Genomic DNA, 17,854 nt, shown 5'->3' with positions numbered 1-17,854 from the left:
AATCCTATGATGCGCCCAGCACTCAGCCGAGCAGTGCGCGGGCGATCAGACCGAGACCCGCGAGCGAGACGAGCACCGTCGCCGCGAAGCCCCCGAGCACCGCCACGCCGAAGCGGCGATTGGCGCGCTGCGTGGAGCGGAGACCGCTGCGGGGGGCCGTCTCCGGCTGCTCGCGAGCGAGCGGCGGTTCGCCGATCGGCTCGGCGATCGGGAGCGGTCGGCTCGCACCGAACCGCGTCGCGGAGACGATCGGGAGTCCCTGCGCGACGCCCCCGCGCGGCTGCGCGTGCTCGGGAGCGGGCGTCGGCGCCTTCGGGATCCGGCGTCGCTTGTCGAGCGGGGACTTGAACATGCGCGCCACGAGCTCCGGCGGGAGCCCGTCGAGGTCGGGATCGGCGACGGGCGGCGCCGGGTTCCGGCTCGAGGACGCCGTCCGGCGGTCGCGGGTCGACAGCGGGGTGCGGAGCTTCGGGATGTCGACCGTCGCGCCCGATCCCGCGGGTGTGGGCGCTCCGTCACGGCGCACGGCGACGGTGCGATCAGGATCGGCGGGATCCGCGCGATGCACCGCGACCGTGCGATCCGGATCCGCCTCGGCGGGATCCGCGCGATGCACCGCGACCGTACGATCGGCATCGGCCTCCGAATCGGGATCCGCGCCCGGTCCCGCGCGACGCACCGCGACGGTGCGGTCCGGGTCCGCCTCACCGGATTCCGTTCGACGCACGGCGATCGTGCGATCCGGATCGGAGTCGGCATCCGCAGCGGGTTCCGCGACTCGCTCCGCCCGCCGCACCGACACCGTGCGGTCCGGATCCGGATCCGGCTGCGCAGCGGCCCCGTCGCGGCGCACGGCGACGGTCCGATCCGGATCGGGATCCGGATCGGAATGCCGGTGCGCGGCGGACTCGTGACGCCGCACCGCCGCGGTGCGATCCGGGTCCGGGTCGGAGCCCGGATCCGGCACGATGTCCCGGACGGGATCCGGATCGGGGACGCCAACCGGCGCCGCGACCCGTCGCGGCACGACGACCGTGGCCTCCGGGTCGGCGTCCGCCGCCCCGGGGGTCCCGTCGTCGGGCCGCTCGCTCATCACGCCCGCCTCGGCACGGTCGCCGTCAGCGTCGAATCGTCGAGCGTGGCCGATCCCGTGCCCGATCCGACGTGCCACGGGCGCCCGCCGGAGAGCACATCGACCACGAGCACGGTGACATTGTCGCGGCCGCCCGCGTCGTTCGCGCGCAGCACGAGCTCGTCCACGACGGCCTCCGCACGACCCCCCATCGTGAGCGCGGCCCTGAGCTGATCGTCCCCGACCTCCGTGGTGAGCCCATCCGAGCAGATGAGCAGCCGCGCGCCGTCTTCGACGGGGAGCAGCCAGGTGTCCGGCGTGCTGTCCACGGAGCCGAGCGCGCGGGAGATGACGTTGCGGCCGGGCAGTCGGCTCTCGTCCCATTCCCCTCCGGCGATGAGCTCGTCGCGGAGGGAGTGGTCGACCGTGATCTGGTGGAGCTCGGCGCCGCGGTGCAGGTAGACGCGGGAATCCCCGACGTTCACCACGAGCCAGCACAGCTCGTCCTGGTGCTGCACGAGCACCGCGCCGGTGAGCGTGCAGCCGGCGCCGCGATCCTTGGACGCGGCGACGAGGTCGACGGCGTGACGTGCGGCGTCGATCGCCGCGAGCGCCTCCTTGACGGTGGCCGGCCGCCCCGGCTCCACCGCCTCCGTGAAGGCCGCGATTGCCGCGGCGCTCGCCTCGTCTCCCGCCTCGTGCCCGCCCATGCCGTCGGCGACGAGGAAGCAGGGGAACGCGGCGAGCGCCGCATCCTCGTTCACCTCGCGCCGTCGGCCGACGTCGCTGCGGACGGCGAAGCTCAGCTCGGGCTCAGTGTGCCGTACCATGTTCCGCTCCCCTTCCCATTCGGCTCCCCCCGGAGACTGTTCGGCGCCGTCCGGCGCGCATCCTGCTGCGCCAGACGCGATGCCCCGGAATGAGCGAGTGCAGGGAGAAGCGGGAGCGCAGGCGCCCCCACCATCCGAGCTCCGCCCTCCGGGCGGCCAGGGCCTCGTCGACGAGCCGCCAGAGCTCGTCGACGTCGCCCGGGTCGATGCCCTCGCGCGCGTACACGGCACGATCCACCGTAGCGGCAATCCGGTTCCCAGCGGGCGCACCGAGCTCATCGGCGGCGTCGCGGCGCCCGGCGTTCGCGCGCGGTCGCCGCCCCGAATCGGCATAGCCGTCGACGAGCTCGTCCCAGGCGCCGAGCGCCCGGACCTCATCGGCGGCCGCCCGACGCCGCCGCCGCCGGCGGATCCGTTTCGCGACGGGCAGGAAGCAGATCGGCAGCGCGAGGAGCAGCAGCGCGAGCAGGGAGAGCCCCACGACCCGCAGGATCGGCCACAGCGCCCAGAGCGCGTCCTCGGCCGGATCGTCGCTGCGGTCGTTCGTGTCGCTCGTGGCCCCCGCCGGCGGGTCCGCCTCGTCGGCGTCGTGCTCCTCCGGGAGCGTGGGGAACTCCGGCAGCTGCTCACCGCGATCGAGCGCGCTCGGCGGGATCTCGACCTGCGGGCTCGCGTCGATCGGGATCCAGGCGCCGTCGGCCCCGCTGACCTCGACCCAGGCCGCGAGATTGGCGCCCGTGCACTCCTCGGCGCACGCCGGTACCCCGGGGACCCCGTCCTCCTCCGCGTCGCCGAGGCGGACGCCGAGCACGACGCGGGAGTCGTACCCCATCGCGCGCGCGAGAAGCGCCGCCGCCGCGGCGAACTGCTCGTCGTCGCCGATCCCCGCGACGAGGGCGCGCGTGTCCCGGGTGTCCCCCGCGGCGCGCTCCTGATCGTTCAGCTGCTCGAACAGCTGCTCGATGCGCGCGATGGAGTGCCCGCCGGCGCTCGTGACGAAGGTGGAGCCGTACTGGGCCTCGAGGGCGTCGAACCAGGCCCGCTCCCCCTCGCCGTCGGTGAGGGAGTGGCTGAGGTAGCCGCGTTCGCGCAGCCGCTCGACGGCCTCGCTGAGCCCCTCTGCGGTATCCGGCAGCTGCTGTGCGGCGAGCCAGTGGCCGAGCTCGGGCATCGCCTCGAGATCGATGAGCGCGTCCGCGCTCGCCGGCTCGGCGGTGAGCTCCTCCTCGGCGCCGAGGCCCATCGAGGCGGTGAACGCATCGCCCGCGGCCACGCCGGCCCCCTCCGGCACCGCGATCGCCGCGCCGGTCGTGCGGTTCACGTAGAACGCGTCGGCGAGGGCGTCGGCGCGGGGGCCAGAGAAGCGCGGGGGCTCGGCGAGCGGCGGCGAGATCGGCAGCCAGATGCCGTCGTAGGCGTCGGCGAATGCGAGGTGCACGGTCGTCTGCCGATCCCCCGGATCGCCGCTGGGGAAGCGGGTGAAGAGGCCGGCGGCCCCCGGGCTCACGAAGAAGTCGACGCCGTCGTAGGCGTCGAGCACGGCCATGCGGAGCCTGCCGGGCAGCTCGCCGCCGGAGGGCGCGGAGACGGAGAACACGGGAGCGTCGAACGCCGCGTCGCGCTTCCATCCCCGGTACCCGGCGAAGGGGCTCGTCTGGTTCGCCACCACGAGCTCAGGATCGACGCGATCGCGGGGCACAGCGCGCTCGTCGTCCACGAGCGGAACGACGGCGAGCCCCACACCGCCGGCGACGAGCACGGTGAGCAGGGCGCTCGCCGCGCGGATCGCGCGGGGCCGCCGCCGGCCCCCGGCCGATGCGGCGTCGCCGTCGATCGTGCTGCGGCGCCCGAGCCGGAGCGCAGCGCGGCGCGAGATGCCCGAGGACCAGGCGACCCACAGGGCACCGGCGACGCAGACGACCACCCACGCGGCGAGCTCGCGCGGCGCCGGGATCGAGAACGGGCCGAGGCCGAGCGGCTCGCTCACCCGCGAGGCGCCGAAGACGACCCCGAAGGCGACGGGGGCGAGCGCCGGCACCGCCGCGAACGGCGCGATCCGTCCGCCGCGCAGAGCCAGCCAGGCGAGCATCGCCGTCGCGGCGAACACGACGACCGTGTAGGGCACGAGGGTCGCCTGGTAGCTCGCGACCGGGAGCGTGAGGGTGAGCAGCTGCTTCCAGCCGAGGGCGACCGCGGCGAGGGCGTCGCCGAGGCCGCGGGCGAGGGCCGGCGGGAGCGGCCCGCCCGTGGCGAGCGCTCCGGGGACGGCGAGCGGCACGATCCCGAGCACGAAGGCCGCGAGGAGCGCGACGAGGGTGAGCGCCCCCCAGCGCAGGCGCGCTCCGAGCCAGACGATCCCGATCCCCGCGGCCCAGGCGAGGCCCGCGATGAGCCAGACGCGGGGGATCTCGTAGATCGGCCACGCGGACAGCGCACCGGCCGACGCCGCCACGGCGCCGAGCAGCGCCGCACCGGCGCTGAGCGCGGGAGCCGGCCCCTCCGCGCGCGCGCGTCGTCCGCGCGCGTCGCTGCGGGAGTCGCCTCGGGAATCGAGCGAGCGGCTCATGCGAGGCCCGCCCGGATCATGAGCTGCGGCAGGTCGCCGAGCGCCCCGACCGTGAAGACGGTGCACGCGTCCACGAGCCGGACGCTCGGCTCGGCGAGCTCCTCGCAGCGCACCACGAGCACGCGCACGTCCTCCGGGAAGCTGACCGCGGCCCGGCGCAGGCGCGCCGGATCGGGGATCGCGCCGGTCACGAGGAAGACGACGGAGAGCGGACGCCGGGATTCGGCGAGACCGCGGGCCAGCAGTTCGATCGGCAGGGCGCCCTCCTCGGCGACCTCCAGTTCCGACCAGGCGTCGAGGAGCTGCGTCGGCGTCTGCGAGGGGAGCTCCTCGAGGCCATCGATCGCCGGCCGGATGCGGCCCGGGGCCCACTGCGAGGCGATGAACCGCTCGCGACCCTCGCGGACGGCCTGCAGGCCGAGCGAGGCCGCGCAGCTCACGGCGAGCTCGAACTCGGCGTCGCTCGCGTAGCCGGCCCGGTCCGCATCGAAGAGGATCGCGGCACGGGCCGTCTGCGATTCCTCGTACTGCCGCACCATGAGCGTTCCGGTCTTGGCCGTCGACTTCCAGTGGACGTGCCGCAGCGCGTCTCCCGGCACGTACTCGCGCACCGCGTGGAAGGACAGGTCGGAGTCCGTCAGCCGTCGGCTGGAGGAACCCTCGAGGTCGCGCACGAGCCCGGCGGAGCCGGGCGGCAGCAGCACCGTTCGGGGGTGCACGTGGACGAGGTGCCGGTCGCGCCAGGTGATCTCGCGGCGTACGAGCCCGAGCGGGTCGCGGCGGGCGAGGGTGAGCGGGCCGACCTCGATGACGCCGCGCGCGGGCGCCGCGATCTCGACCGGGATCCGGGCGCTGCCGTGCGGGCCGATGAAGGGCACGGGGAGCTCGCGGAGCGCTTCGCCGACCGGGAGCTCGGCCGACGCGGGCAGCGCCGGCCGAGCACTGGCGTTCTCGATGTCGACGGAGAGGGCCACGCGGCCGCCCTCGACCACGCGCAGCCGGTCGACCGAGAGCCGGATGAGATAGGCGCGCGAGCCGAGCAGGAACGGCAGGCCGACGAGGAGGAGCACGGCGAAGGCGATGCACACGAACCACGCCTCCACCCAGCCGAACGCGGCGCCGAGCACGGCCGAGAGGGCGCCCACCCCGATCACGAAGGCGCCGGTCGGGGTGACCGTCTCCCGCACCCGCCGCCACGAGCGGCGCAGCTGCCGCCGGTTGCGGCGCCACCAGCGGCGCACGCGGCGCCGCCGGCCGACCGCGCCGGCGCGCCCGGTGCCGCGGGTGGACTCGCCGAGGCGCGAGCCCGTGCCTCGGCTGCCGGTGCCCGTGTGGGACACCGGCGCACGGGAGGTGTCGATGCTCACGCGGTGCCGTTCTCCCGGGGGGCGGCGACGTCGAGCAGGATCTGACCGAGCACCTGGCCGGCGGTAACGCCGTCGAACTCCGCCTCCGGCTCCAGGACGAGGCGGTGGGCGAGGACGGGCAGCGCGAGGTCGCGCACGTCGTCGGGGGTGACGTAGTGGCGACCGTGGGCGGTCGCCCATGCGGAGGCGAGTCGCACGAGCGCGAGCGCGCCGCGCACGCTCGCGCCGAGGCGCACCTCGCTCGCGCGACGGGTCGCCTCGACGATGCGCACCGCGTAGTCCGCGACGAGCGGGCTGACGTGCACCCGGGTCACCAGGTCCTGCGCCTGCGTGATCATGGCGGTCGTGACAACGGGGGCGAGCGGGGCGCGGGTGCGGCGATCGCCCTGCAGGATCCGCACCATGGCCGCCTCGTCCGGGTAGCCGATCGAGGTCTTCGCCATGAAGCGGTCGAGCTGCGCCTCGGGCAGACGGTAGGTGCCCGCCTGCTCGACGGGGTTCTGCGTGGCGATGACGAGGAAGGGGCTGCCGACGTCGTGCGAGGTGCCGTCGACCGTGACGCGCCCCTCCTCCATGACCTCGAGCAGCGCGGACTGGGTCTTCGGGCTCGCCCGGTTGATCTCGTCGGCGAGCACGACGTTCGCGAAGATCGGGCCGGGATGGAACTCGAAGGCGCCAGCCTTCTGGTCGAACACGGTCACTCCGGTGATGTCGCCGGGGAGCAGATCGGGGGTGAACTGCACGCGGGAGCTCGTGCCCTGGATCACCTCGCCGAGCGCCCGCGCGAGGGCCGTCTTGCCTGTGCCCGGCACGTCCTCGAGCAGCACGTGGCCGTCGGCGAGCACGCACGCGATGACGAGCTCGACCACGCGGCGCTTGCCGTGGATCACCTGCTCCACGGCGTCCGCCGTCGTCGAGAAGACCTGGGACACCCACTGCGCCTGCTCCGGCGTGATGACGGTGGGCGCGGCCTGCAGCTGTTCGGTCATGGTTTCCTTCGTCGGGGGTCGTGCGGGATCGGTGCGGGGCGAGCGGTCAGGGGGTCGTGGGCGGTTCCGGCTCCGGCGGCGTGTAACAGAAATTCAAGGTCACAGCTTGAAGACCCGAGAAGTGCCCCGTCCAGCTGATCGTCATCGGGACCTGCTGCGTCGCGCTGTCGGGGGTGCCGACGGTGACCGTCGCACTTCCTTGCGCCGCGCTCGAGATCTGGAAGAACCCAAGGAGCTCTGCCTGCGTCATGGAGGCATTCTCATCCGTGTAACACGCGTGATTGGCGAGCGAGACGTCGACGGGATTCGGGGCGTTGACCCAGTTCACTGCTGCATCATCTGAGCAGACTTGATCACCTCCCGTTGTGCATTGCTTCACGGTGATGGGAGTCGGCGTGGCCGCATCGATGGAGAAGTTCTGGTTCCCCGTGTTGCTATAGGTCAGCTTTGTGCTGTCCGGCTTATTCTCGACGATCGGTTCGCCGGCGAGCGTGTAGTGCGCGCTCGTAGCGTCGGTGGTCGGGGTGGGCGAGATGGTGTAGGTAACTCTCGGCGCAGAAAGGGGCCCACCGACGATCACGATGTTGGTCTCCTTGCTGCTCTTTCCGTATGCACTCGTCAGACAGACTTTCCCTGTGTAGCTCCGGAACGTCTTGAGGCCGTCGAACACTCCGCTTCCAGCTGAGCAGTTGCTCGGAGGAGCCCCGAACGGTTTACTCAGGGCATAGCTCGCAGTGACGACGCCCCCGCGGTCCCCTTCGTAGCTCACTTCCGCTGAATTGTTCCCCAGGCTCGTGAGTGTTGCTGTCGTCAGACGCGGCGCGCCATACACCGTGCCGATCACGGTCGCTGCGCCGCCCGTGGCAGCACCAGTGCCGATATTTGGCACTTCGAAGCGTGTCACCGGAGTGACTGTGACAGACACTTGCCCGGATTTGGCTTCGAAAGTGCTCTCTGCGCTGGAACCGTTAAGTGTCTCGCTTCGTCCCTGGTCTGTAGTCAGCTGGAACTGACTCACATCATCACCACCAGTGATTTCAACGCGAACCCGGCCGATGTCGGGATTGTCGTTGTTCTTCCACTCGACTGGAGTCACCGTCACTGTCGGGGCAGCCGGGGCCCGGTACGCCCAGGCCGTCACGGGGTTCGAGGGCTGCGAGTCGCCGACGGCGTTGCGGGAGCGCGCGGTGAACTCGTGCTTCTCGCCGTTGCGGAGCCCCGTGGCGACGCAGCTGAAGGTCGTCGGCCCGGCGGCCGAGCAGCTCGTCGAGCCGCCGCCGCTGAGGTCCACCCCGGAGACCGCCGGATGCGAACCGCCGCCGAGCGTCACCGTGAAGCTCGCGCTCGTGTCCGTGTAGCCGGTCTGCGCGATGCTCGGTGCGGACGGCAGGCCGAGCGCGTCGAACTCGATCGACCCCGTGCCGGTGCGGCCCTGAGCGTCGCGCACGGTGAAGCCGACCGTGCACGTGCCTCCGACGCTCGCCGCATCGGCCCAGCGCGCCGCCACCTCGGAGTTCCCCGAGACCGAGAAGGAGGCCACGGCGCAGCCCGAACCGTCGACCGCGGTCACCTCGAGCCCGCCTCCCGCCTTCCCGGCGTAGGGGTCGTGCTCGCCGGCGAGCCCGATCACCCGGGTCTGGCAGGGGTCGCCCACCGTGCATCGCAGGGCCGCGGTGCCGCCGCGGGGCAGATCCTGCGCCGCCTGGCCGACGCGGAGCGTGAGCGCGGCCTTCGCGGTGCCGGCGCCGCTCACCTCCACCGTGAGCTGCTCCTCGCTGCCGGGTGCCCCGTCGGCGCGGGCCGTGACGGACACCGAGGCGCCGCCGCGCTGGCTCACCTCGAACAGCGAGCCGCCGCCGCTCACGGCGTACCGCAGCTCGCTCATGCTGCCCTCGCGATCCCCCTCCCAGGACACCATGTCCGCGAGGTCGATCTGCTCCGTGGCGCCGGGGGCGACGGTGCGGGTGAGCGTCTTCGCCTCGACCGTCGGGGAATCGGGCCGGATGGCCACGGGGACCGGCAGCGCGGTCCACTGCTTCTGGCCGACGAGCCGCGCCTCGACGACGCAGACGTCGGACCAGGGCGCCTCCGTGCCCGCCGTGTAGCGGAAGGAGCCGGCGGAGGTCGAGGTGCAGCTCGCCTGCGCGCGCCCGGTCTGGTAGCTGCCGCTGCGCACCTCGATCTCGTCGCCCGGGCCGAGCTCCACGAGATCGCGCACGCGCGCCTCGACGGCGGCGTCCTCGTCGACCTGCAGCGGGTCGATGCGCGGCTTCAGCGAGAGCCTGAGCTCGTCGAGCGGCGGGATCACGAGCAGGCCGAAGGTCGACACCTCGGTACCCGCGGAGTCCTCCCCCTGCAGCCGGAAGATCACGGTGTCGCCCTCGGGCCGGTAGTCGCCCGAGATGCGCGATCCCGACACTTCGTACCCCGAAGCTCCCGACTCCCACAGCGACAGCTCGAGTTGCGAGGCGTCGCCCGTGGTCCAGCGCACCTTGTCGGTGACGACGTCGACGCCGCCCGCCTCGAGCGCGGCGCGGTCGCGCACGTTGAGGACGGTGTCCGACGCGCTCGGGGCCTGCACGCCGACCCGCTCGGAGGTCTGCACCACGATGAGACCGTCCGCGGTGCTCGAGGTCGCTGCCGAGCGCACGGTGTAGGTGTAGGAGACGGTGCCGATGTCCGGGCCCGGGGTGATCCGCACGACGCCCCGCTCCATGTCCTCGAGATCGAGCCGCTCCGCGAGCGCGCGGTACTCCGCACTGTCGGAGCCGCCGACCACGTTCGGCACGACCGACATAACCGACAGCGCGCCCGCCGCGGGGTCGACGTCGTTCTCGAGCGGGCGGACGACCGCGGGATCCCCGTCGGGGGTGACGCGCACGTAGTCGGTCGAGACCACGGGGGCGCCGGTCGCGGCGTCGCCGGGCAGCACGATGACGTTCAGGGAACCGGTTCCGGAGCCGCCGTAGGGATCGCGGACCGTGTACCCGAGTCGCGTCACGCCCGGCTCCATCGTGTCGGCCGCCGTCACCGTGATCCCCGTCCCCGAGGCCCCGATGGCCGCGGTGAGGCCCGCCTGCTCGCTCGCCGTGACCGAGACGAGGCGCACGCGGTCCCCGTCGGGGTCGACGCCCGAGAGCGGGACACCGAGCTCGGCCGTGGATCCGGCGCTGACGCGCGCCGTGAGGGTCGTCGGCTGCGGCTCGCGATTGGCCCCGCCGGCGAGCACCTCGACGACGACGGAGCCGACGTCGCTCTTCGTGGGATCGCTCGCGCCGTAGGCGGTGTAGCTCAGCCGGTACGTGCCGGGCTCATCCGGCGCGACGTAGCGGAGCACGTTGCCCGAGGCGAAGGCGAGCTCACCGGCGGCCCCCGAGCCGACGACGTCGGGGTGGAGCACGAGCCGCTCGCCCGGTCCCGCGACGTCGTTGTCGAGCACCCGCACGTCCACGACGGAGCCCGTGCGCACCGTGGCCGCGTCGGGCACCGCGATGGCGCCGTCCGCGTTCGTGTCGGGCACCTGGAAGACCGTGAGCCGCCCGGTCGTCGTCGCGTCGCCCTCGGAGACGGTGACGTCGACGGCGCCGATCCTGCCCGGCCCGCCGTCGGCGGTCGCACCCGACACGCGCAGCTGCGCGTGGTCGATGACCTCGGCGCTCAGCGCGCCGTCCGCGACCTCCGCCTCGGAGACCGCGAGCGCCCGGGTGGCGGCGCTCGGCACTGCGGAGAGCACCTCGACGGTGGCATCCGCGAGCGGTCGCACGAAGGCCCGCAGCGGCGGCAGCTCGAGCGGCGCGCCCGACGGCGCGGCCGTGACGCGCAGCTGCCCGGTCACCTCGCCGCCCGTCACCGTGTCGCGGATGACGACGGAGAGGGTGGAGGTGCCCGCCGCATCGGCGCTCACCTGGATCGCGCCGGTCGCGGTCCGCGCCGCGGCGGTGACGGGTCCGCTCTGCACCGTCGCGTCGACGAGCGCGTAGGAGCCCGAGCCGCCGGCGACCCGCTCGAGCGGCGCGAGTTTCGCCGTCTCCCCCACCCCGATGGTCGTCGCGCTCGCCGTGTACTCGGGCTGCGCGTCCGGTTCGACCGAGATCTGCAGCTCGCGCGCGGTCTCCTCGCCGCGCGAGTCGCGCACCGTGACCATCACGGCGGCCTCAGAGGCGCCGGCGTTCGGGTCCGTGTGGCGGATCGCGAGCTTGCCGTCGGCGGTCACGAGTGCGCGCACCGGATCGTCGGCGCGCACGGCGGCCGCGTCGGCGAGGGTGAGCACATCGCCCTCGGGGTCGACCCAGCCGTCGAGCACGGGGACGACGAGCGTGCCGCCCGGCGCCATCGCGGGCACGCGCCACTCGCGCTGGCACCCCTCGACGGGGCACCAGGCCGGCGCCGTGTTCGTCGCGTCGTCGGCGACCGTCAGCGTCACCGTGGCCGAGGCGGACTCCAGCGCGCCGTCGGTGACGCGGTAGCGGAAGGTGGCCGTGCCGCTCGCGTCGGGATCGACCCGTACCGTGAGGGACTGGGCGTCGGAGAGCAGACCGAGCCGGCCGAAGCCCTCGGGGAGCGGGCTCTCGGACAGCGAGTCCGGCGCGATCGTGAGCACGTCGCGCTTGTTCGCATCGAAGTCGTTGAGCAGCACGGGCAGGGACACGGTCTCGCCCGGCCGCACGCCGAAGGCGTCGTCGACCGCGGTGGGGGCGACCTGCTCGGTGACCTCGTCGACGACGACCGTGCCCTGCGCCTCCTTCGGCGGATCGGAGATCGACCACTGCGAGAGCGGGATCGCCTCGCCGTCCGGCAGCGTCCAGATCATGCCGGTGCGGGTCTCGACGAGCACGGCGCGGGCGCCGTTCGACCGGAACACCGGTTGCGGATCCCCCGAGTCCTCGGCGGCGTCGTCGACGGCGAGCGGGCGCTCACCGCCGTCGGAGCTCCACAGGGTGCCCGATCCTGCGCCGACCCAGGCCGCGTAGCTCGTGCCGCCGACGCTCGCGGGCCGCGCGGGCGCCCCGTTCGCCGAGACGAGCCGCGAGACCTCGCCGTCCGCCGCGATGCTCAGCAGGCCGGCGGAGTCGGCGACGAGCGCCGGGGCGTCCGCATCGCCCGCGCTGCTCGCCTGCAGCAGCGGCGCGCCCTCGATCTCCAGAGCGACGGCGTCGGCGCCCTGCCGCCGCAGCGATCCCGACTCCGCGTCGAGCAGGACCCACGCGTCGCCGATGAGCGCGAGCTGCGGCTCCTCGATCGCGCGGCCCGGCACCGGGGAGGCGTCGCCGACGAACTCGCCGCGGATCGCGTCGTAGCTGCGCACCGCGTCCTCCTCGGAGGAGTACATCGCGAGCCGGCCGTCCTCCGCGAGCGCGATGGCCGTCGCCGCGTACTCCGCGGCCTCCGGTGCGGGTGTCTCGGCGGCGACATCGTCGGATGCCTCCGGGCGGTCGACGGCCGGCTCGATCCGGAGCAGCGAGGAGAGCCGGGCGGCGACATCGTCGGCGCTCGCGAGGGCACCTGACGCGCGCTCGTCGCCCTCCAGCTCGCCGAGGTAGACCGCGCCGGCCTCGGTGCGCACCGCGACGAAGCGCCCCGCGCTCAGCACCTCGCGGGCGCCCTCCGGCATGCGGATGGCCGCGGTCCCCGCGCCGCCGCTCCCGGGTTCCGTCGCGGAGACCGTCGCGACCTCGCCCGTGTCCTCCGCCGCGGCGTCCTCGTCCTCCTCGTCCTCGCCGAGGTCCACGGGATCCGCGGGGTCGATCGCCCAGGCCTTGCCGTTGCCGCCCGAGAGCACGACGCCGTTCTCCCCGCTCTGCAGCACGCCGCTCGGTTCGGTCGCCCGTCGGACCACGTCGAGCTCGCCCGTGTCGGTGTTCACCCTGGCGTACTGCCCCGACTCGCGCGCCACCCAGACCCCCGGCTCCTCACGGGGCGTCTCGCGGGCGTCGTAGCCCGCCGCGACGACCGCGATCGTCGCGATGAGCGCGCAGGAGACGGCTCCGGCGATCCAGAGCCGCAGCCCGCGTCCGCCCGGCGCGCGCGCCGCGTTCCGCCGTGCCGCGCTCATCCGGCACCGCCGGTGAACGCCCAGACGACCGCCGCGATGCCGGCGAGCACCGCGACGGCAGCGCCGGCGCCGATGAGGCCGGAGCGCAGGGGCGAGGCCGGTCGGTCGAGGAGCAGCCCGTCCTCATCGGTGCCGCGGCGCTGCGCGAGGAGCTCGGCGCGCGCCTCGGAGCGCGAGGACCGGCGGACGGTGCTCATCACCGGGCCGCGGGATCCCGCGGCGACCTCGGCGCTGCGCGGCAGCCAGGACTCCGCGACGACCTCGAGCGGCGTCACGTCGTAGCCGTAGAGCCGCTGGAGCCCCTGCAGCACCTCCCCGAACTCCGCCATCGATGCGAAGCGCGCGGCGGGATCCTTGCTCAGGGCGCGACCGAGCACGGCGTCGAAGGGCTCGTAGCCCCGCGCCCCGGGGATCGGCCGATAGACGGCCCGCGCGATCCGTTCGGTCAGCTTCGCCCGCGAGTTCTGCGCCCGGTCGTGCTGTTCGAACGGGGAGTGGCCGGCGGCGAAGGAGTAGAGGGTCGCGCCGAGCGACCACACCTCGCTCGCCACCGATCCGGAGCTGTCGAGCTGCACCACCTCGGGCGCCGACCACGGAATCGACATCGCGAGATTCTGCGCCTCGCTCTGCGGCGCGTGCCCGGCGCGCGCGATCCCGAAGTCCGCGAGCACGGGTTTGCCCAGCGTCGTGATGAGCACGTTCGACGGCTTGATGTCGCGATGCAGCACGCCGGCGCGATGCGCCGTCTCGAGCGCTCCGGCGATGCGCACCCCGGCGTCGAGCACGACGGCGAGTTCGGCGGGGCTCCCCTTCGTGCGGGCGCCCATGGACTCCGGGCAGAACTCCATCGCGAGATACGGTCGACCGTCGAGGGAGATGCTGGCCTGGTAGATCGAGAGGATGGACGGGTGGCTGCTCAACCGCGCCATCACGTCCGCCTCGCTCTCGAAGGCGATCCGCGGATCCGAGGCCGGATCGGAGGCGTCGGCGCCCGGCGCGGCGCCGTGCACCTCCTGCACGCGATCGAGCACCTTCACGGCGACGACGCGGCGGGGCATGTCCTGCTCGTAGAGGAAGACCTGCGCGAAGCCGCCCGAGCCGAGCGGGCGCACGTAGCTGAGACCGGCGATCAGCGGCGGGCTCGCCGCTGCCGACCTAGCCACGGACCCGCCGCTGCGGACGTGCGAGCGCTGCGGACATGCACACCAGTGTAGCCGCGTCGCGGAGGGCCCGGACGCGCAAGACCCCCTCCTGCGCGGGGCGGGAGGGGGTCATGCGGGATGCCGCGGGTCGTTCGGGATCCGCGAGACGACGTCGTCGGCTCAGAGGCCGGCGACGTCGAGCGGGATGCCCGGGCCGAAGGTCGTCGAAACGGCGCCCTTCTGCACGTACTTGCCCTTGGCCGAGGACGGCTTCAGACGCGAGATCTCCTCGAGCACCGAGGTGATGTTGTCGGTGAGCTGCTCGGCCGAGAAGGAGGCCTTGCCGACGATGAAGTGCACGTTGGCGTGCTTGTCGACGCGGAACTCGATCTTGCCGCCCTTGATCTCGGTCACGGCCTTGGCCGGGTCCGGGGTCACGGTGCCGGTCTTCGGGTTCGGCATCAGGCCGCGGGGGCCGAGCACCTTGCCCAGACGACCGACCTTGCCCATGAGCTCGGGGGTGGAGACGGCCGAATCGAAATCGGTGTAGCCGGCGGCCACCTTCTCGATCAGCTCGTCGCCGCCGACCTCGTCGGCACCCGCCGCGAGCGCGGCCTCGGCGGCCGGGCCCACCGCGAACACGATGACGCGCGCGGTCTTGCCGGTGCCGTGGGGCAGGTTGACGGTGCCGCGGACCATCTGGTCCGCCTTGCGGGGGTCCACGCCGAGCTTGACGGCGACCTCGACGGTCGCGTCGGTCTTCGTGGAGCCGGTCTCCTTCGCCAGGGCGACGGCCTCGGCGGGAGTGTAGAACTTGTCTGCCTCGATCTTGGCGGCAGCGGCGCGGTACGCCTTCGACTTCTGTGCCATGTCCGTTGCCCTTACTCGACCGTGATGCCCATGGAGCGAGCGGTGCCCGCGATGATCTTCGACGCCGCGTCGAGGTCGTTCGCGTTCAGATCGGCCTGCTTCTGCTCGGCGATCTGGCGGACCTGCTCGGCGGTGACCTTCGCCACCTTGACGGTGTGCGGGGTGCCGGAGCCCTTCTGGACGCCGGCGGCCTTCTTCAGCAGCTCGGCTGCCGGCGGGGTCTTGAGCACGAAGTCGAACGAGCGATCCTCGTAGACCGTGATCTCCACCGGGACGATGTTGCCGCGCTGTGACTCCGTCGCGGCGTTGTACGCCTTGCAGAACTCCATGATGTTGACGCCGTGCTGACCCAGCGCAGGACCCACGGGGGGTGCGGGGTTGGCGGCGCCGGCCGCGATCTGAAGCTTGATCAGACCGGTGACCTTCTTGGCCTTTGCCATGATTGTCTCCTCTCGACGAACGGGGGATCCCCGTTCTCCCGCGCATCCGGCCGATCCGGATCGCGGTACCGTCTCCATCGCGCACGCCGAGGCGCGCGAGACGCAAACCAGGTAAGTCTAGCCGATCGTTCGGTTTCGCGCGAGTCCGCGGGCGGACGCGCCACCGCCCGCTGCCGAGGCGGAGGACCGCAGCCCCGCGCGAAACGACGCAGGGCCCCGCGCGATGCGCGGGGCCCTGCGTGACGTGCGGGTCGACGGGCGACTCAGACCATCTTGGTGACCTGGTCGAAACCGAGCTCGACCGGGGTCTCGCGCTCGAAGAGCGAGACGAGCACCGTGAGCTTGCCGCTCGCGGGGTTGATCTCGCTGATCGTGCCGGGCAGCCCCTCGAAGGAGCCGGACTTGATGGTGATGGTCTCGCCGATCTCGAAATCGATCTCGACATTGCCCTGCGCGGCGGCGGTCGCGGCCGCCTTGCCCTTCGCCGTGGCGGCGGGCTCGAGCTCGACCGTGCTCTTGAGCATCTCGAACGCCTCGTTGAGGCGCAGCGGGACGGGGTTGTGGGCGTTGCCCACGAAGCCGGTCACGCCAGGCGTGTGGCGCACGACGGACCAGGTGGTCTCGTTGAGGTGCATGCGAACGAGCACGTAGCCGGGAATCCGGACGCGGGTGACCATCTTGCGCTGGCCGTTCTTGACCTCCATGACCTCTTCCATGGGGACCTGGATCTCGAAGATGTCGTCGACCGCGCCCATCGTCTCGCGACGGTTCCAGAGGTTCGACTTCACCTTGCGCTCGTAGCCGGCGTAGGTGTGGATCACGAACCACTTGCCCGGGCGGCGGCGCAGATCCTTCTTGAAGGCCTTGTAGGGATCCTCGGCGGACTCCGTCTCGTCCTCGGACTCCTCGTCGACGATCGCGTTGGCGGCGGCCTCCGCCTCCTCCGCGTTGTCGATCTCGAGCGCGTCTTCGACGGCGGCGTCGGCGACCGGGTCGACCGACTGCACCAGCGCGTCGAGCGCCGCGTCGAGGTCGGCCTCGGGGGTGTTGCTGTTCTCGCTCGTCATCTCTTCTTCGTTTCCTTGCGTGATGTGGGGCGCCGGGGCGCTATGCGGCCGGCGTGCCGAAGACGAACACGGTCACCCAGCCGAAGGCCTGATCGAGCACCCACACGAGCGCCATCATGATCAGCACGAAGGCGATCACGACCAGGGTGTAGTTGATGAGCTCCTTGCGGGTCGGGGTGACGACCTTCTTCAGCTCGGCGATGACCTGCTGGATGAAGAGCACGATCCGGCTGAACCAATTGCGCTTGGCCGCACGATCCGCCTTGGCGCGCTCGACCAGGCCGCCGCCGCTCTCCTCGACTTCACTGCTGCTCAATCGCCCGTCCTTTCCTCTGCCCGGCCCGGTGCTGGGCACCGGGCCGGATCGGCAGGGCGGACAGGACTCGAACCTGCAACCTGCGGTTTTGGAGACCGCTGCGCTACCAATTGCGCCACCGCCCTATGGTGCATCGACCCCTCGCGCTCCCTGCGCCTTCGGGCATAGGAAATTCTGGCAGAAGTCAACTACCGAGGAACACTCTACGCGATGCGGCGGCCCGTGTCGAACCGGGCGCATCCCCGGGAACGTCGCCTCATGAGACGACCTCGCCGAGATCGTATTGCGAGACCCTCCGATCGCCGAGCGGACGGTTGAACGGATCGTTCCTGCGATCAGACCGGCTCCCGACGGGATCGATCACCGCGGTGATGACCTCTTCGCCCGATCCGGCGTCGGCGAGGAGCCAGCCGGAGTGATCGGCGATGACGCTGCGCCCGATGAACTGCTGCCCGCGCTCGTTCCCCCACCGGCTCGCTGCGGCGACGTACAGCTGGTTGCTGTGCGCGCCCGCCATGACCATGATGTGCGCGAGCGGCGGCACATCGGCCGGCTGCCGCGGGTTCGGCACCCAGTCGCTCGGCGCGAGCACCAGATCGGCGCCCTTCACGGCCAGGCTGCGGAAGCTCTCGGGGATCCAGGCGTCGTAGCAGATCAGCATCCCCACGCGGCCGAAGGGGGTGGAGACCACCGGGTACCCCAGATCGCCCGGATCGAACGCCAGGTTCTCCGTGTTCCACAGATGCACCTTGCGGTAGAGGCCCTTCACGCCGTCCGGCGCGATGAGCGCCGAACTATTGAAGAGCCCGCCATCCGCGGTCAGCTCGCCGAAGCCCCCGCACACCCAGATGCCGAGCTCCGATGCCAGGCGCTGCCAGGCGGCGATCGTCGGCCCGCCCTCGAGCCGCTGCGCCGCGCGCTCCGACTCCCCGCGATCGGCGAAGGCCCATCCGCCGCTCGCGCACTCCGGGAGCACGACGACGTCGGCGCCGCGTTCCGCCGCGCCGCGGATCGCGACCTCGCAGCGGTCGATGTTTCCCTCGATGTCACCGATCTGAGGATCGATCTGCGCGCACGCGATCGTGATCCCGTCGCCCGTGCCGTTCTGCTGATTCATTCGTCTGAGCCGCCTCTCGCGCTCGC

12 protein-coding genes and 1 tRNA gene are annotated in these 17,854 nt (G+C 72.6%); all 13 read right to left on the bottom strand.

Annotated features, from left to right (window positions below; translation table 11 throughout):
- Window positions 1–22: 22 nt before the first annotated feature.
- Window positions 23–1,093: an MSCRAMM family adhesin gene (locus MUN78_RS02140; RefSeq protein ID WP_244728476.1), complete on the bottom strand. Its 1,071-nt coding sequence runs from the start codon at window positions 1,091–1,093 to the stop codon at window positions 23–25.
- Window positions 1,093–1,902: a PP2C family protein-serine/threonine phosphatase gene (locus MUN78_RS02135; RefSeq protein WP_244728475.1), complete on the bottom strand. Its 810-nt coding sequence runs from the start codon at window positions 1,900–1,902 to the stop codon at window positions 1,093–1,095. Before MUN78_RS02135 ends, MUN78_RS02140 begins: the two co-directional genes overlap by 1 nt.
- Window positions 1,886–4,468: a transglutaminase domain-containing protein gene (locus MUN78_RS02130; protein WP_244728474.1), complete on the bottom strand. Its 2,583-nt coding sequence runs from the start codon at window positions 4,466–4,468 to the stop codon at window positions 1,886–1,888. The genes MUN78_RS02135 and MUN78_RS02130 overlap by 17 nt, the downstream gene beginning before the upstream one ends.
- Window positions 4,465–5,835 carry a DUF58 domain-containing protein gene (locus MUN78_RS02125; RefSeq protein WP_244728472.1) on the bottom strand — a complete coding sequence of 457 codons (1,371 nt, stop codon included), beginning with the start codon at window positions 5,833–5,835 and terminating at the stop codon, window positions 4,465–4,467. Before MUN78_RS02125 ends, MUN78_RS02130 begins: the two co-directional genes overlap by 4 nt.
- Entirely contained in the window at window positions 5,832–6,824 is a 993-nt protein-coding gene (locus MUN78_RS02120) for an AAA family ATPase (RefSeq protein WP_244728470.1), read from the bottom strand. Before MUN78_RS02120 ends, MUN78_RS02125 begins: the two co-directional genes overlap by 4 nt.
- A gap of 46 nt (window positions 6,825–6,870) precedes the next feature.
- Complete coding sequence (locus MUN78_RS02115; protein ID WP_244728469.1) at window positions 6,871–12,876, bottom strand: Ig-like domain-containing protein; 6,006 nt, start codon at window positions 12,874–12,876, stop codon at window positions 6,871–6,873.
- Window positions 12,873–14,039, bottom strand: a complete 1,167-nt coding sequence (locus MUN78_RS02110) for a serine/threonine-protein kinase (protein ID WP_244728467.1) — start codon at window positions 14,037–14,039, stop codon at window positions 12,873–12,875. Before MUN78_RS02110 ends, MUN78_RS02115 begins: the two co-directional genes overlap by 4 nt.
- A 159-nt stretch (window positions 14,040–14,198) precedes the next feature.
- Window positions 14,199–14,888, bottom strand: coding sequence for a 50S ribosomal protein L1 (gene rplA, locus MUN78_RS02105; RefSeq protein WP_244692793.1), 690 nt, complete (start codon window positions 14,886–14,888; stop codon window positions 14,199–14,201).
- An 11-nt stretch (window positions 14,889–14,899) separates the two neighbouring features.
- A complete protein-coding gene (rplK, locus tag MUN78_RS02100) occupies window positions 14,900–15,328 on the bottom strand; it encodes a 50S ribosomal protein L11 (RefSeq protein ID WP_130110495.1) in 429 nt (142 codons plus the stop codon).
- A gap of 263 nt (window positions 15,329–15,591) precedes the next feature.
- Window positions 15,592–16,395: a transcription termination/antitermination protein NusG gene (gene nusG / locus MUN78_RS02095; protein ID WP_244692791.1), complete on the bottom strand. Its 804-nt coding sequence runs from the start codon at window positions 16,393–16,395 to the stop codon at window positions 15,592–15,594.
- 40 nt (window positions 16,396–16,435) lie between these two features.
- Window positions 16,436–16,711 (bottom strand): preprotein translocase subunit SecE, encoded by a 276-nt coding sequence (gene secE / locus MUN78_RS02090; protein ID WP_244692790.1) that lies wholly within the window; start codon window positions 16,709–16,711, stop codon window positions 16,436–16,438.
- 52 nt (window positions 16,712–16,763) lie between these two features.
- A tRNA-Trp gene (locus MUN78_RS02085) sits at window positions 16,764–16,836 on the bottom strand.
- Window positions 16,837–16,967: 131 nt separating this feature from the next.
- Window positions 16,968–17,828: a nitrilase-related carbon-nitrogen hydrolase gene (locus MUN78_RS02080; RefSeq protein WP_244692789.1), complete on the bottom strand. Its 861-nt coding sequence runs from the start codon at window positions 17,826–17,828 to the stop codon at window positions 16,968–16,970.
- Window positions 17,829–17,854: the final 26 nt, after the last annotated feature.

The organism is Leucobacter allii (genome assembly GCF_022919155.1).
Classification (GTDB): domain Bacteria; phylum Actinomycetota; class Actinomycetes; order Actinomycetales; family Microbacteriaceae; genus Leucobacter; species Leucobacter allii.
This window is presented reverse-complemented; position numbering and strand designations above follow the sequence as displayed.